At 58.1% G+C, this 15,402-nt stretch carries 12 protein-coding genes; 3 read left to right on the top strand and 9 right to left on the bottom strand.

Features of this window, described 5'->3' with window-relative positions:
* Positions 1–70 precede the first annotated feature (70 nt).
* Genes ACA056_RS05265 through ACA056_RS05255 form a run of 3 tightly spaced genes read right to left on the bottom strand, consistent with a single transcriptional unit; the run spans position 71 to position 2,899 of the window.
* A complete protein-coding gene (locus ACA056_RS05265; RefSeq protein WP_497271017.1) occupies positions 71–1,585 on the bottom strand; it encodes a glucosyltransferase domain-containing protein in 1,515 nt (504 codons plus the stop codon).
* A 1-nt stretch (position 1,586) separates the two neighbouring features.
* Positions 1,587–2,528 (bottom strand): glycosyltransferase family 2 protein, encoded by a 942-nt coding sequence (locus ACA056_RS05260; RefSeq protein WP_497271015.1) that lies wholly within the window; start codon positions 2,526–2,528, stop codon positions 1,587–1,589.
* A complete protein-coding gene (locus tag ACA056_RS05255) occupies positions 2,525–2,899 on the bottom strand; it encodes a GtrA family protein (RefSeq protein ID WP_497271013.1) in 375 nt (124 codons plus the stop codon). The genes ACA056_RS05260 and ACA056_RS05255 overlap by 4 nt, the downstream gene beginning before the upstream one ends.
* Before the next feature lie 239 nt (positions 2,900–3,138).
* Between ACA056_RS05255 and ACA056_RS05250 the strand changes: the two genes are divergently transcribed.
* Positions 3,139–4,263 carry an OpgC family protein gene (locus ACA056_RS05250; RefSeq protein WP_497271011.1) on the top strand — a complete coding sequence of 375 codons (1,125 nt, stop codon included), beginning with the start codon at positions 3,139–3,141 and terminating at the stop codon, positions 4,261–4,263.
* A gap of 54 nt (positions 4,264–4,317) precedes the next feature.
* On the opposite strand, the gene ACA056_RS05245 is transcribed toward ACA056_RS05250, so the two are convergent.
* Positions 4,318–5,736, bottom strand: coding sequence for an amino acid permease (locus ACA056_RS05245; RefSeq protein WP_497271009.1), 1,419 nt, complete (start codon positions 5,734–5,736; stop codon positions 4,318–4,320).
* A gap of 639 nt (positions 5,737–6,375) precedes the next feature.
* Between ACA056_RS05245 and ACA056_RS05240 the strand changes: the two genes are divergently transcribed.
* Complete coding sequence (locus tag ACA056_RS05240) at positions 6,376–6,834, top strand: REP-associated tyrosine transposase (protein WP_497271007.1); 459 nt, start codon at positions 6,376–6,378, stop codon at positions 6,832–6,834.
* A gap of 327 nt (positions 6,835–7,161) precedes the next feature.
* Positions 7,162–10,275, top strand: coding sequence for a transglycosylase domain-containing protein (locus ACA056_RS05235; RefSeq protein ID WP_497271005.1), 3,114 nt, complete (start codon positions 7,162–7,164; stop codon positions 10,273–10,275).
* Here the strand turns inward: ACA056_RS05235 and ACA056_RS05230 are convergent.
* From ACA056_RS05230 to ACA056_RS05210, 5 genes are all read right to left on the bottom strand, one after another.
* Positions 10,272–11,516, bottom strand: a complete 1,245-nt coding sequence (locus ACA056_RS05230) for a hypothetical protein (protein ID WP_497271003.1) — start codon at positions 11,514–11,516, stop codon at positions 10,272–10,274. The genes ACA056_RS05235 and ACA056_RS05230 overlap by 4 nt on opposite strands.
* Complete coding sequence (locus tag ACA056_RS05225; protein WP_497271001.1) at positions 11,513–11,980, bottom strand: CS1 type fimbrial major subunit; 468 nt, start codon at positions 11,978–11,980, stop codon at positions 11,513–11,515. Before ACA056_RS05225 ends, ACA056_RS05230 begins: the two co-directional genes overlap by 4 nt.
* 23 nt (positions 11,981–12,003) lie before the next feature.
* Entirely contained in the window at positions 12,004–12,744 is a 741-nt protein-coding gene (locus tag ACA056_RS05220; protein WP_497270999.1) for a molecular chaperone, read from the bottom strand.
* Between the two features lie 53 nt (positions 12,745–12,797).
* Positions 12,798–14,078, bottom strand: coding sequence for a hypothetical protein (locus tag ACA056_RS05215; protein ID WP_497270997.1), 1,281 nt, complete (start codon positions 14,076–14,078; stop codon positions 12,798–12,800).
* An 89-nt stretch (positions 14,079–14,167) separates the two neighbouring features.
* Positions 14,168–15,394, bottom strand: a complete 1,227-nt coding sequence (locus tag ACA056_RS05210) for a hypothetical protein (RefSeq protein WP_497270995.1) — start codon at positions 15,392–15,394, stop codon at positions 14,168–14,170.
* Positions 15,395–15,402: the final 8 nt, after the last annotated feature.

Here is a 15,402-nt window from a genome sequence, read left to right as displayed (position 1 = left end):
TAACGGTCTACTGTCACAAATAACAGGCAGGCCGGTATTCCAGACAAACGGTCAGTCAAATCAACACCTTTCACCAGTGAAGTTGAGTGGTCGGGGCGGGCTCTTTCATGACAATAAAACCGTAATCGCCCAGCAGATAAATCCGGTAGTACGGGTTCTCCACCACCGGTGGATAACCCTGATAACCCACCCGGGTCGCGTTACGTCGCTCCTTCTCCGCCACCACGTTGGTGATGCCCACTTTCGGCAGGTTCTCGGCCAGCATGAAGAAGTCGATGTTCAGCAGATAGTGCAACACCGGCATCTGCTTGAACGAGCCCGCCGCCCCCAGCAGCCAGTGATCGGAATAAGTCACTGACAGGTAAATGCGCTTGGCTTCGAGCAGCTGTCGATTCGACGTGATGTCGTGTTCAAGACTTAACAACGCGCTGGACGCGAAGGCTTTCTGCACCGTCAGCACGCGCCCATAGGCATACGAAATCGAAAGCATCGCCAGCAGTGGAACCATCAACAACAGCGGCAGCCGCTCGTGGATTCGTGCCAGCACCAGATGGCTCAAATAGAACAACAGCACCAACAGGACCGCGAAGCCCATCAGGGTCCTGGCCCCTTCATTGAAGTCTCGGAACAACAGCGCGACACCCGACACCAGCAGCGTCACGACCGGCAATGTCAGTAAACACACCAGGCCGATCAGGATTTTCTTCAGCCCGGTGTCCTGACGCTCCAGCACGTTCAGCCCCAGCCGGACACTGCCGGCAATGGCACACAGCAGCAGTGCGGCGAACACCCAGGCAAATCCGCCGTGAAACAGCAGCACGACTTTTTCCAGCACTCGGGCGATGTTGATTTGAAGTTGCAGCAGGGGCTGCGCCGTCCAGTTCAACAACAAGGTGCGATTTCCACTCATGAACGGATAAGCACTGACGCTGTAAATCAACCAGCCCAGGATGGCCTGCGATATTTTCCAGCCGATCAACTCGCACCACTGCGGCCAGGCCAGCTTGTCATTCGCGTTCCTGAGCAGTTCCAGGCAACACAGGCCAAGAAACACATTAAGGCTCACCTGATAGAGCCCCAACGCCAGGGCAATCAGGAAGGAAGGCACCAGCCAATGAACAATGCGCGAGGAATGACGAAAGGTGATCGCGTAGATGACCGCCACCACGCTCAACGCCATGGCGGGGCCGTCGTATTGATAGGACAGGTTTTGTAGAAAGAACGGGTTGTACCAGAGCGGCAACGGCACCAGGCAGCAGGCAATCGTCGGTTGCGGGTAGTAATGAAACGTCAGGCTGGTCAATGCCGCGGCCATGGCCAGCGTGGCGATCAATAGCGGTAACGGAAAGATGTTCGGTGCGGCATCGCCGAAGGTCAGCGCGTTGTAGAACAGCTCGGTGAATAACCGTCCCTGCTCCGCCCAAGCCGTACCGGCCGCGGCTGACAACGATCGCCAGTTGTCATCGATATACGGATAGTCCGCGAGGATCAGCGGCACCACATACACAAAGGTCGCCAACAGAAAAAACAGCCAGACCTGACGACGCCCGAGTTCCTTGCTGAAAAAGTCGCTGAACCTGCCCATGCTAAATCCCGAGCCGGTCTTTGCCGCCGACGATGTCTTTCACCACATAGCGCGGCCGATGCTTGGCTTCGATGTAGATGCGGCCGACGTACTCACCGAGGATGCCGATGCCGATCAGCTGTACGCCGCCGAGAAACAGAATGGCCGTCATCAACGACGGGTAACCGGGGACGCTGTTGCCGAAGAAAATCTTGTCCAGCACCATGTACACCGCGTAGAGCACCGCGAAGATCGAGATACCGCCACCGACGTAAGTCCATAAGCGCAACGGCACCGTGCTGAACGAGGTCACGCCTTCCAGCGCCAGGTTCCAGAGTTTCCAGCCATTGAACTTGCTGGTGCCCGCCGCTCGCTCAGCGCGCTCGTACTCCACCACCACGGTGGTGAACCCGGCCCACGACAGCACGCCTTTCATGAACAACTGGTGCTCGGGAAGCGCGCGAATCACGTCGACCACCTTGCGATCCATCAGCCGGAAATCCCCGACGTTTTCTTCGATGCGGGTGTAAGCGATACGGTTCAGCACACGGTAGAACAGCGACGCGCTGTGGCGTTTCAGGTAACTGTCGGCGGTGCGATCCCGGCGTTTGGCGAGCACCACATCCGCGCCTTTTTGCCATTCGCCAATCAACCGCGGGATGACGCTGATCGGGTCCTGCAAATCCACGTCCATGGGAATCACCGCATCGCCGGTGGCATATTCCAGGCCGGCGAACAACGCCGGTTCCTTGCCGAAGTTGCGCGAGAAGTTGATCAGCAAGACCTGTTCATCGGCCTGCGCCAAGGCCTTGACCTCCTCAGCCGTCCGGTCGGAACTGCCATCGTTGATGAACACGATCTCGACTTCTGCCTGGCCAAGCTTCAACTCGCGACGCACTGCCTGATAAAACAGGCTGATCGCCTGTTCTTCATTGAATACCGGAACGATCAACGAGACTTTCATGCACTACGCTCGCGAAAGACCACGTACTTTGAAAACAGAAAGCCAAGCACCAGGCTCAATGCCGAAAAGATAGCCACCGTCAGCAGGCCGTGAAGTCTCCACACGTCGCCTGCATGGCCGACGCCCAGACTCAGCGCCCCCATGGTTCCCAAGAATAGAAGATAGCCGCCGACCGACGCCTTGGTATCGAAGGTATACAGCGCATTCATGTAGAAGGAAAACGAGGCGGCAACGCAGAAAGCAGCCAGGTTGCTGACAGCCTGACTGAAGTCGGCCCCCACGCTCAGCAGAAAAAAAATTTGCCAGTGGATCAGCGTGTTGGCGACCCCGACCACCGCGTAACTGGACAATCCTTTCCACAAGAGCCTCATGCTGACTCTCCCGTTTCAGGTAATAAAACTTTGAACCTGTCTACTGTCAGAAATCACAGGTGTACGCGCCTTTCAGACCAGCGGTCAGGGCCGCCGCCCTGCCAGGAGACATCCCGTAATATCCCGGTTTTGCAATTGCCAGCGAATCACGCCACCCTGCGCGCCGCCAATGTGCGGCGCGCAACCTTTGGTGCCGTCGGTTACTCCTTATCTCAACACCCGTTCACGAGCCCGCCGTCATGACGTTTGAGCGCGATCACCGAATCGACTTTTTTCGCGGCCTGGCACTGATCTTCATTTTTTGGGATCACGTGCCTCACAACCCCCTTGGCCAAATCACCCTGCGCAACGTCGGTTTCAGCGATGCCGCAGAAATATTCGTGTTTCTCGCCGGCTACGCGGCCGTTTTGGCCTACGGCAAAATCCTTGCGCGCGATGGCTACCTGATCGCCTGCGTGAAGATTCTGCGGCGCGCCTGGGTACTCTACGTGGTGCACATTTTCCTGCTGGCCATGCTGATGGGCATCGTGTTCTTCGCCAACAGCCATGTGGAAACCCGCGATCTGGTGGAGGAAATGGGCCTGCATCACTTCATCACCAACCCCCAGCAAGCGTTGACGGATGAGTTACTGCTGCGCTTCAAGCCGAACCTGATGGACCCGCTGCCGCTGTACATCGTGCTGCTGGCGGGATTGCCACTGGTCCTGCCGTTGCTGGTGCGCAAGCCGTGGGCGGTCGTAGCGGTGTCATTGGCGGTGTACCTGCTGGCACCGCGGTTTGGCTGGAACCTCGCGGCCATCAAGGACGGCGTGTGGTACTTCAACCCCGTCACCTGGCAACTGCTGTTTATCCTCGGCGGCTTTGCGGCGATTCACGGGCAGCGGCCCCGGTTACCCGACACTCGTCCGCTGTTGCGCCAGCCCTTGTTTGTCAGCGCGGCGGTGTACGTGGTGGTGACCGGCGTGATGACTGTCTCCTGGCGCTGGCCGGAAATACACGATGCCGTGATGCCCGCCAGCCTGAGCAACCTGCTGTACCCGATCAGCAAGACCGATCTGTCGCCCGTCCGGCTGCTGCACTTCCTGGCGCTGGCTTATGTCACCGCCAGGCTCTTGCCCGGCAACGGCTGGACGCAAAACTGGCTGGCGCAGCAATGCTGTCGCATGGGGCGCTACTCACTGGAAGTTTTCTGCCTCGGCGTGCTGTTGGCGCCCTTGGCGGACATGCTCAACGCCCTGACCGACGATGCGTTTGCCATGCAGGTTTTCACAGCGTTGGTGGGTGCCGGGGTGATGGCGTTGCTGGGGGCGTGGCTGGATTTCAATAAACGCCTGAATCGATCAGTGCAAACCGCGACAGCCTGAAATGCAAAAGCCCCGGCCAATGGACCGGGGCTTTTTCATTTCAGGCGTTACGTCTTACGAAGCCGAACGCACCGCACCCTGCGACACATTGGTCGGTTGCAGCTTGAACACGTAGAACAACACCGTCAGCAGGACCAGGAACGCCGGGCCCACATAGAGCGCCACGCGAGTCTCCGGGAAGTACGCCATCAGGCCGACCACCAGCACCAAAAACGCCAACGCCAGATACGAGCTGACCGGGTACAGCCACATCTTGTATTTCAGGCCGGCACGTTCGCTGGCGCTCAGGCCTTTGCGGAAATTGAGCTGGGCCAGCAGGATCATCACCCAGGTCCAGATCGCACCGAAGGTGGCAATCGCCGTCACCCAGACGAAGACTTTTTCAGGCACCAGGTAGTTGAGCAGCACACCCAGCAACAAGGCACCGATCGACAGCAGCAAGGCGCGACGCGGCACGCCGTTGTTCGAGGTCTTGGCGAAGCCGGCCGGGGCCTGACCGTTCTGCGCCAGGCTGTACAGCATGCGCCCGGTGCTGAAGATGCCGCCGTTGCAGGACGACAGTGCCGCGGTGATCACCACGAAGTTGATGATGCCGGCGGCGGTCTTGATGCCCAGGCGCTCGAAGGTCATCACGAACGGGCTGCCCTGAGTGCCGATTTCGTTCCACGGGTAGATCGACAGGATCACGAACAGCGCGCCGACGTAGAACAGCAGAATCCGCCAGAACACCGAGCCGATCGCATTGGGAATGGTCTTCTGCGGGTTCTTCGCTTCACCGGCGGTCAGGCCGATCATCTCGACGCCGAGGTAGGCGAACATCACCATTTGCAGGGACATCAACACGCCTTGCACGCCGTTAGGCATGAAGCCGCCATGCGCCCAGAGATTGGAAACCCCCAGCGCCACGCCGTCGTTGCCGAAGCCGAACGCGATCACGCCGATACCGCCGATCACCATCGCAATGATGGTGACGATCTTGATCAGGGCGAACCAGAATTCGAACTCACCGAAGGCTTTCACCGCGATCAGGTTGATCGAGCCCATGCTGATCAACGCAGCGAGTGCCCAGATCCAGCGCGGCACATCGGGGAACCAGACGCCCATGTACACCGCCACCGCGGTGATTTCCGCAACGCAGGTCACCAGCCACAGGAACCAGTAGTTCCAGCCGGTCAGGAAGCCCGCCAAGGGGCCGAGGTAGTCTTGAGCATAACGGCTGAAGGAGCCGGCGACCGGGTTGTGCACCGCCATCTCGCCGAGGGCGCGCATGATCACCAGGATCGCCAGACCGCCGATGATGTAGGACAGCATGATTGCCGGACCGGCCATCTCGATGGCCTTGGCCGAACCGAGGAACAGGCCAACGCCGATACAGGCACCGAGCGCCATCAAGCGAATATGCCGTTCGCCGAGTTCGCGTTTGAGCGGGCCGCCTTGAGCGGTCTCGCCATTGGGCAGGTGATTGCCTGGCATAGGGGTACAACCTCGTCTTGTTATTGGATATGACCACCGAGTGTCGAAGCGCTGACCGGTTAGCCAATGCTTTTCTGAAACCGGGCCTGCTTCGTGGGCAAACCCGTCTTGTAGGACAAAACCTGCAAGATCAGCGGGGCGTGCAGTATAAAAAGCTTCCTACAGGGTTTTTCACTCTATAAACCACAACATTCAGCGAGAACTCTCGGGAAAAGCCGGGTTTACGGAGGGGCATTACCTGCCTTACGTAGGATTATTCGCCAATGAAACGGCGCGGAGTATTGCACGGTAATGGTGCGTCGTCATTCCCCTGAATAGGCTGAATTTACCGCTCGATGGCTCTAGTTCCAGCATTTCAGACTCCCCACCGCGTATGGCGAATGAGCTCTTGTGGCGAGGGGGCTTGCCCCCGTTCGGCTGCGCAGCAGTCGTAAAATCGGTACACGCGATGTCCTGATGGGACTGCTTCGCAGTCCAACGGGGCGATGCGGCGTTCCGACAAGCCCCCTCGCCACAAGAGTTCATTCGCCAGATCCTTCGCAGGAAACAGAAATTTCACTCAACAATCGCAGCGCCAATGCAGACCACTGGGCACTAGCCTGAAAGCGTCACCTGACTTTCACGAAAGGAAGCAATGGATTGCCTACTCAACCAAACTCCCATCGCCTGCGTTTAGGCAGAAATTCCGAAAACGATCGTGCCTACCTCATCACCGCAGTTATTCACGATCGACAACCCATATTTTCTGATTGGCGCTTGGGCCGCCTGCTTGTCGCAGAAATGCGCCGGGCTCACGACTCCGGGCTGGTGAATTCAATCGCTTGGGTGGTTATGCCTGATCACTTTCATTGGCTGATGCAATTGCAAGACGACAATTTAGGGAATGTCATCGGTGCTACCAAAGCACGATGCGCCCAGGCAGTGAACAAAACGACCAGCCGAAGTGGCTATTTATGGCAAACCGGCTATCACGACCGAACCATTCGTGATGGCGAAGAGCTTCTGCCGTTCGCTCGTTACATTGTTGCCAACCCATTGAGAGCAGGGCTCGTAGACAAAATCGGTGATTACCCCCTCTGGGATGTCTGCTGGTTGTAACGTCACTCCCCTTCTGTGGCTACCGAACTCCCTGTGGTGAAGGGGATTTATATGCTGAAGGGGATTTATGTGGCGAGGGGATTTATCCCCGTTCGGTTGCGCAGCAGCCGTAAAACCTGTGGATGCGGTGTGACTGAAAGGACACAGGGGAGTGCTTCGCACTCCAACGGGGATAAATCCCCTCGCCACATAAATCCCCTCACCATTTCCACAGGTACTTGACGATGAGAAATCGATACTTGTGTATTCACAATTTTTTCACCAAGGCCAACCACCGTCTAAGCTTCAGACAAGTCCTCTCAATCTGCGTGAATGGATCAGTCGACTATGGGCGCTTTGTGGCAAACCGATTCGAGTGAAAATGTGGTTCCGACTGAACGTGTGGATGAAGCGCCTTTACCTGAAAAACCTCGTCGTTCCCGGCACGGCTGGGGGGCGTTCTGGTTGTTGTTGCTGATAATTCTGATTGTCCTGGGGCTGGCCGCAGCCAAGGAAATGCGCACGTCAAAGTTTCAATCCCGGGAACTCAGCCAATTCGCCGCCACCCTGAGCTACGAGCTGAAACCCGGTCCCAGCGATGCCATTCACTATCCCGGCGCCGGTCCTTTCGACCTGCGTCTGGGCTACAGCTCTCTGGATGAATTCCTGCCGCGTCTGATCAAGCGTGACTACGTCGTGGCGTCCCAGACCCGGTTCTCCCAAAAGTTGATGGACTACACCAACAATGGCTTTTTCGTGCCCTACGCGGAGAAAATCCAGGCTGGATTGTCGATCACCGATTGCCGTGCGGCACCGCTTTACCAGTACAAATACCCACAACAACTGTATTCAAGCTTCGCGGCGATCCCCCCCGTGGTGGTCAACAGTTTGCTGTTCATCGAAAACCGCTTTCTGCTCGACCCCCGTCAGCCCCGGGCCAACCCTGCAGTGGATTGGCCTCGGTTCGGCATGGCGGCGTGGTCCCAGGTCGCCAAGTTAATGCACCTGCCGGGCCAGTCGGCGGGCGGCAGTACCCTGGCAACGCAACTTGAGAAGTACCGGCATTCGCCCGATGGCCTGACCGTGTCGGGTGCGGAAAAAATCCGTCAGATGATTTCTGCCAGTGTGCGCGCCTATCAGGCCGGGCCGGAGACCCTCGAAGCCCGGCAGAACGTGATCCGCGATTACCTCAACAGCGTGCCCCTGTCGGCAGTACCGGGCCACGGTGAAGTGCATGGCATGGCCGAAGGTTTGCGCGTCTGGTACGGCGCCGATTTCAACCAGGCCAACGAGCGGCTGGCCAGCAAGGAGACAGATCCGAAAAGCATGTCGGAAAGAGGTCTGGCCCTGCGTGAGATGCTGTCTTTGATGATTGCGCAGCGCCGCCCTTCCCACTACCTGACCAAGGGCCACGATGAACTGGCCGACCTCACCGACAGCCACATTCGTCTGCTGGCACTCAATAGCGTGATCGAGGCGCCACTCGCGGCAGCGGCATTGGCCAGCAAAGTGACCTATCGCGACTGGCAAACGCAGCCAACCATCCAGCCGATCGAAACCAACAAGGGCATCAGCGTGGCGCGCAGTCGTCTGGGCGGGTTGCTCAACCGTCCGCTGTACGACCTCGATCGCCTTGATCTTTCCGCCACCAGCACCCTGCAAGGCGAGTTGCAAACCCAGGCTACTGAGTACCTGAAGCATCTGGCCGACCCTGCGTTTGCGGCGCAGATCGGCTTGATGGGCGAACGCCTGCTGACCCCCACCAGTACCACGCAAGTGCGCTACAGCTTCACGCTGTTCGAACTGACCCCGGACGGCTCGCGGGTGCGGGTGCAGACCGACAGCACCGACCAGCCGTTCGATATCAATGAAGGCAGCAAGCTGGAACTGGGCTCCACCGCCAAGATGCGTGTGCTGACCACCTATTTGCAGATCATCGCCGAGCTGCACGATAAATACGCAACGATGACCGTCCCGGAACTGAAGAAGGTCGACGTCCCTGATCAGGACCGCCTGAGTCGCTGGGCCGTCGATTACCTGATCCAGAACAAAGACCGCAACTTGCCAGGCATGCTCGGCGCTGCGCTGGATCGCAAATACTCCGCCAGCCCCGGCGAAGCTTTTTTCACCGGTGGCGGGCTGCACACTTTCGTTAACTTTCGCAAAGAAGACAACGGCCGCCTCCCTACCCTGCGCGATGCCCTGCGCGAGTCGATCAACCTGCCGTTCATTCGGCTGATGCGTGACCTGGTGCGCTACACCACGTATTCAGGCCCCAACAGCAGCGCCGAATTGCTCAAGGACGACCGCGACCCTCGCCGCCAGGAATACCTGGCCTCGTTCGCCGACCGCGAAGGCACATCGTTCCTGCTAAAGTTCTGGAAGAAATACAAGAACAAAGACACCCAGGCGCGGCTCGAGACCTTTCTCGACAGCATGCGCCCGACCCCGATCCGCATGGCCGCGGTGCATCGTTATCTGTTGCCACAGGCCAGTCAGGAAAGCTTCAACATGTTCGTGCGCTCGCACCTGAAAGGCGCCAAGCTCACCGAAAAACTGACCGACGAACGTCTCCAACGGCTCTACGAAAGCTACGGCCCTGGCGCCTACGACCTACCGGACCAGGGCTTCATCGCCAAGGTTCACCCGCTGGATCTATGGTTGATCGGCTACTTGTTGAAAAACCCCGACGCCAAGTTCAGCCAGATCGTCAAAGCCAGCCAGTTCGAACGCCAGGAAGTCTACAGCTGGCTGTTCAAAAGCCGTCACAAGGGTGCCCGCGACAGCCGTATTCGCACCATGCTGGAGATCGAAGCGTTCCTCGACATTCACCAGCGCTGGCAGAAAGTCGGCTATCCGTTCGATCACCTGGTGCCGTCGCTGGCCACGGCCATCGGCAGTTCCGGCGACCGTCCGGCAGCATTGGCGGAGCTGATCGGTACCATCCTCAACGACGGCGTGCGCATGCCGACACTGCGCATCGACAGCCTGCATTTTGCAGCGAACACGCCGTACGAAACCAAACTGATCAATGACCCGGATGCCGGTAAACGGGTGATGCCTTCCGAGGTGGCCGCAGCCATGCGCGAAGCGTTGTCGCAGGTGGTGGATGCCGGCACAGCCAAACGCATCTCCGGCAGTTTCATCACGCCTGATGGCAAACCGTTGGCCATGGGCGGCAAAACCGGTACGGGCGATAACCGCATCGAAGCCTTCGGTTCGGGTGGGCGAGTTCTGAGTTCGAAATCCATTAACCGCACCGCGACCTTCGTGTTCTACATCGGCGATCGTCACTTCGGCACGATGACTGCGTTCGTGCCCGGGCAATCGGCCGAAACGTTCAAGTTCACCTCGGCCCTGCCCGTGCAAGTACTCAAGGGCATGGCGCCGATTTTGACGCCGTACCTGCAACCGGGGCGCAATACCGAGTGTCTGGCACCGACCGTCACGGCGAGCGATTAAACCTCGGAGTCCCAGATCACTGTCACGTGGCCGGAGAATTTCGCGCTGCTCAGTTCCAGCATCTGCCTGACGCCGTCCTGCTCCACGGAAAAATGCAGGGTGCCGGGTTTGCGCGCCACGTACAGGTACGGCTCGAAACGCTCGGAGCCCTGGCCGTCGAGGCGCAAGGGTTGGCGCTCGACCGGCTGCCCATTACGCGTCAAGCCATGGGGCAAGCTCACCGCCACCTTCACTGGCACCCGGTTGCCCACCGCATCTTCCAAGCCGCAGGTATTGCCCACGTCAATGGCGCAGCTCAATTGCATCTTGAACGGCGTCGACGCATAGATATTGAAGGTCTGATCGCGTAGCAACCGACTCGGCTTGCGCCCCTGCTGCAACCAGGCCTGCCAACCACCCGCCGGCACCAGTTGCACCTCGTTGCCGCCCGGTGGAATCTCCACCGCCAATACGTGATTCACCGTCAGCGTGAAATTCAGCTGGATAGCGCTGGTGGTGGGTTGCATGACATCGCCCATGTCGAAATCGGCATTGGGGGCGACGGTGTACAGCCGCGTACCGGTGTAAGTACCCGGGGCCATTTTCAGCGGATTGGGTGTTCGCAATTCATAGGCGAAATCTACGCTTTCGTAGCTCAGCCCGGGGATGTCGAAGTCCGCCAGTTTGGCGCATACCCCCGCTACCGGCGTCTTCCAGAAAAACGACCAGCTCCAATCGTCAATCTCCGAAAGGGGCCCACTGTCGCAGGGGCTCGGCGCGCCGAGCCAATCGCCGCTGTACCACAGTTTGTTGTGGGCGCTATAAGCTTGGATTTCCTCGCCGATCAGTTCCTGAGCCCGACGGGACAACCGATATTTGCCACCAATGCCGGCAATACGAACCTGCACCACGGCCTTGTTGTTGCCCTTCTCATCGGTGACGTCCACGTCCCTCCAGTCCGTGGGCATGTTGAACATCGCCCCTTGTCGAGGACTGGTGTGACCTGCCGCAATCAGGCGATCGGAATTGACCGACATCGCAGTGGCGATGCTGAAGATCTTCCATCGTGCGCAATCGAACGGGTAGTTGGCGCAATAACCGCTGTTGACCGTCGTATTCTTGAATTCATTGACCTGTGGCCGGGACGGATCAGGGGTAAAAGAGGCGGTAATCTCGATAACCTCCGCCAGCGCCTGCACCGACAGCGCGATATACAGCAATGCCCCGGCAATGCCTCGAGGTATAACGCTTCTCACACTCATGGATTCACTGCATCAAACATCAACTGCACCGTCCCGTAATACTGGCCAGGGATATAACCCTCAACCGGTTTCAGCGCCGCAATCTCCAGCCGCACCCGCTGCCCGACCCGGGCCTGCTGCTCGTTCACCACCGGCGTCTCGAGCAACGACAACAACTGCCCGTTGAACCGCACCGCCAGGTCAATGCGCTCCCGGCCATTGAACAGAAACGGCTCGACCGCCAACCGCGCGGAAATACCGCCACTGGCGTTTTTCACATCGAAGTGTTCGCGCAACGGACTGAGTTCGGCGCTGACCGGATTCCACGCCATGACCTGCTCGCGCTCCAGGAACCCGGGGTTGGCCGGCAACACATAAAACTCGCTGGAGGGGATCGTCACCGAGACGTGAAAGGTTTGTTCTTCACGGGCCGCCAGCACGTGACTGCAGGCCAACAGCAAAACGGCACCCAGCCAAATCTGCACTCCACGCTTTAAACCCGAGCGATTCACCCTTTCACCTCATAGTTTTTCTGCGCCGCGCCTTCCACCAGTTTGAAACGGTACTGACGCCCCGCCTGCTTTTCGAAGCGGAATACCTTGCCCGGAAGCACATGGTTCTTGGTGATCGGCTGGCAATCGTTTTCATCGCTGGCGGCGCAGTCCTTGAAGTCATCGACTACCACCACGGTGTTGCCATTGTTGTTCAGCGCGTACTGGCCGGCACGGTCGTCGATCTGCGTGTTGAAACGCGCATCCTTGGGCCGCACGAAGAAAATCGTGCCGTAACCGGCCAGCACATTGACCCCGGCCGAGATCGTTTTTTTGTACTCATCGCGCTCCTCGCTCGACACCGCGAATTCGTCCTCTTTTTCTGGCACCACAGGCACGAACCGCACACGGAAATAACGTTCACGCTCGCGCTCACCCATAAACAGCAGCCGTGTACCCTGCATGCCGTTGACCGGCACAATCAACCGCGCCGGGCTGGCCATCAGTCCATCCCGGGCGCTGCTGTCGGCCTGGGACTTGATCGGCAGTTCCGTGGGTTTGCCCTCGGCGTCATAGACGATTTCGTGAATGTTGATCTTGACGAAGGCAGTGCTGTCACCGCCGTTGAAAACCCGTTTCAGGTAGGTGCTTTTGTCACCGTCCAGGTAGTCGTAAACCACCCCGACGTTGATCGCCGGCCCGGCCTCGGCCAGCAGCGGTAACAAACCTGCACCCAACACTGCCCACATACGTTTCATCACTTTCGATCCCTCAGGTTGAACGCTGCCCGGGAACCTCCCGGCAGCGATGATCAGATTTCCGAATTCCAGATAACCGTGACGTTACCGGCGTAGGTTTTTGCGGGGGTTGTGTCGGGATGCCCGAGCATTTCCTCAACGGCCGGACGGGCGATTTCGAAGTGCAGGGTCCCCGGTTTTCGATCGATGTAATGGCCGGGTTGAAAGATTTCGGTACCGCTGCCATCACGCAACAACCGGCGCCGGTTGACCGGCTGCCCGGCCCCGTCGGTCATGCCGTTGGGCAGGGTGACGGCAACGTCCACAGGCACCGCGTGCCCGGAGTTCGGCTCATACAACATGCAGGTATTAACCCCATCGCCGTATTGGCAATCGAGGCTCATTTTGAAGCGACTGGACGCGGAGATATTGAAAGTCTGGTCCCGGAACAAGCGCTCCGGTTTGCGGTTGCGTTGCAGCCAGGCCTGCCAGCCTCCTTGAGGTACCAACTCCACTCTGTTGCCACCCGGAGGCACTTCGACCTTGAGGGTGTGTTGTACGTCCAGGGTGAAGTTCAGGGTGAGCGTGTCGTCACTGGCCACCATGATGTCGCCCATATCAAAATCGCGACCCGGTCCGATCTGATAAGTAATGCTCCCGGTGTAAACACCCTGCGACAGTTTCAAAGGCTCAGGCGTTTCAATTGCATAGGCAAAGTCGAAAGAAATGTAATCGAAAGCGGGAATGGTATAAGCGGCTCTTTTAGTACAAGTACCCTCAACCGGCGTAATCCAGAACGATGTATATTCTGTTGCACTATAACTGGCTACGCTCGTTCGCCTGCATGGAGAAACCGGTACATTCCAGCCCTCCCCGCCCCATAAAAGACGTTGGTCAAAGTCCGGTCTCCCTACCAGGTTCGTGGCAGTATCACTGAGCCTGTACTGAGTACCTACACCCGCAATACGCACCTTCATTTCCGCGAATTCTCCCGCTGAACCATCACCTTCCACTTTCGTAACCGTGATTGTTTTCCATTGGGCAGGGGCCTTGAACATAGCCCCTTGTCGTGGGTCCGTGTGGCCCCCGACAATCGGCCCTCTGGAGCTGAACGTAATGGATGTTTGGAAACTGGATATTTTGTCATGCTCACATGCCGCCGGAAGAAAGCCGCAGTAACCGGTAGAAGGTGTGACGTTTTTAAATTTGTTATCTCTTGGGTTCGCAGCGTCCGGGCTGAATTCAGCCCGGACATTCATTGTGGCCGCCTCGACAATTAGTGAAGTTCCTCCCAACGCCACACCAAGCAACCAGGAGGCAATAATTGTCCTCATCAAATTCAATTCATTATTCAAACTCTGACTCTTCGGTGAAACTTCGACCATCAAGCAGCCGGAAGCTCCAGCGATACATCTCGACTTTCTGACCTTGAAAAAAGGACTAATCACAGTTCCGAATCCCAGATAACCGTGACGTTACCGGCGTAGGTTTTTGCGGGGGTTGTGTCGGGATGCCCGAGCATTTCCTCAACGGCCGGACGGGCGATTTCGAAGTGCAGGGTCCCCGGTTTTCGATCGATGTAATGGCCGGGTTGAAAGATTTCGGTACCGCTGCCATCACGCAACAACCGGCGCCGGTTGACCGGCTGCCCGGCCCCGTCGGTCATGCCGTTGGGCAGGCTGACGGCAACGTCCACAGGCACCGCGAGCCCGGAGTTCGGCTCATACAACATGCAGGTATTAACCCCATCGCCGTATTGGCAATCGAGGCTCATTTTGAAGCGGCTGGACGCGGAGATATTGAAAGTCTGGTCCCGGAACAAGCGCTCCGGTTTGCGGTTGCGTTGCAGCCAGGCCTGCCAGCCTCCTTGAGGGACCAACTCCACTCTGTTGCCACCCGGAGGCACTTCGACCTTGAGGGTGTGTTGCACATCCAGGGTGAAATTAAAGATGAACGCATCATCATCGGCCTGGATATTGTCACCAAAATCGAAGTCCCCACCAGGGCCGATGCTGTACTTGATGCTGCCGGTGTACTGCCCCGACGACATGCCAAGAGGATTGGGAGTTTTGAGAGCGTAGGCATATTCGATGTTTCGGTAGTGCATCCCATTAATCTGCTGCCCCGGTTGTCGACTGCACGCCCCTGCACCCTCCGGAACGAGCCAGAAGAACAACACAAAGTTGATACCCGCAGCGATGTAACCAGTCCCCTCGCAAGGACTTGGGGCGTTGCGCCATTGCGAATCCCAGTTGACGCCCGGCAAGCCCCATGCAGCAACACCGGGATTCATGCTCCAGTTGTGACCGATACCGGCGATACGCATTTGCACATCGGCAACCTCTCCGGTGCGCGTGTGGGTCACTTGCAAGTTCCGCCATTCGGAAGGCACCTTCCACATCGCCCCTTGCCGCGGATCTTTCGGGTTCGGATAGATGGGGCCTTTGGTGACGGCGTTAAAGACGGTACGAATGGTGAATATGTTCAGTTGTTTGCACCTCGCCGGAATGTGCCAAGGACAGATTCCAGTTTCCGGTGTGGTGTTGAGGAACTCATTCCTCAACGGATTCGCCGGATCCGGGTTGAAAACCGCCGTGATGTCCTGGGTCAGAGCACTTGCAGAGTGCGCGAACACCAGGCACAAGGTGTTCGCTAACAGCGCCAGTTGCATTTTTGTGA

This window comes from Pseudomonas sp. LBUM1666, assembly GCF_059695775.1.
This window is presented reverse-complemented; position numbering and strand designations above follow the sequence as displayed.